The 490-nt window shown below is 59.2% G+C and carries 1 protein-coding gene; it reads right to left on the reverse strand.

Features of this window, described 5'->3' with window-relative positions; translation table 11 throughout:
- Nucleotides 1-35 precede the first annotated feature (35 nt).
- Nucleotides 36-467 carry a hypothetical protein gene (locus NQ034_RS16085; RefSeq protein ID WP_257050025.1) on the reverse strand — a complete coding sequence of 144 codons (432 nt, stop codon included), beginning with the start codon at nucleotides 465-467 and terminating at the stop codon, nucleotides 36-38.
- Nucleotides 468-490: the final 23 nt, after the last annotated feature.

Raw genomic sequence — 490 nt, forward strand, 5'->3', positions numbered from 1 at the left:
GTCCAGTGCTTTCCGTTGGGAGCCCAGAATCGTTGTCAGTCCGGTGACGAGTTCGTTCTCCGTCCGGATGAATCCTTCGGCTCGTCCGTCCGGGCGGGTTCGGGCTCTTGCGCGTTCCACTGATGCAAGAGCCCGATAGCTTTTCCCAACGCGTCGTTCGCTCCCTCGAGCTGCTCGATACGAGCGTGGAGGCGTTGGATTTCAGCGGACTGCTCGGCTTCCTTCTTCGCCCGTGCCCGCTCGTAGGCGGTACGTCCGTAACTATGTGCAACCATCACACTATGATCCCTGGGTGCGAGTCCCCGGTCCAGATCCCCAGCGTACAAAGCGATCCGCCATCGTCGGAGTTTGTCACGGCTAAACGGTTTGTCCTTGACCCACTGGCCTTTCGAACCATAGGGCTGACGCTCGTACTCGCGAACGAACTCACGGACCTCTTCGACGGTGAATCCCACAACGCTGACCATGCGAGATCACTCTCCTTTGCTTG

Origin of the sequence: Brevibacterium moorei (assembly GCF_024580735.1) — a bacterium.
Classification (GTDB): Bacteria; Actinomycetota; Actinomycetes; order Actinomycetales; family Brevibacteriaceae; genus Brevibacterium; species Brevibacterium moorei.

Coding starts and splice junctions, on each gene's coding strand:
- NQ034_RS16085 (WP_257050025.1), bottom strand. CDS start 467: ATGGTCAGCGTTGTGGGATTCACCGTCGAAGAGGTCCGTGAGTTCGTT.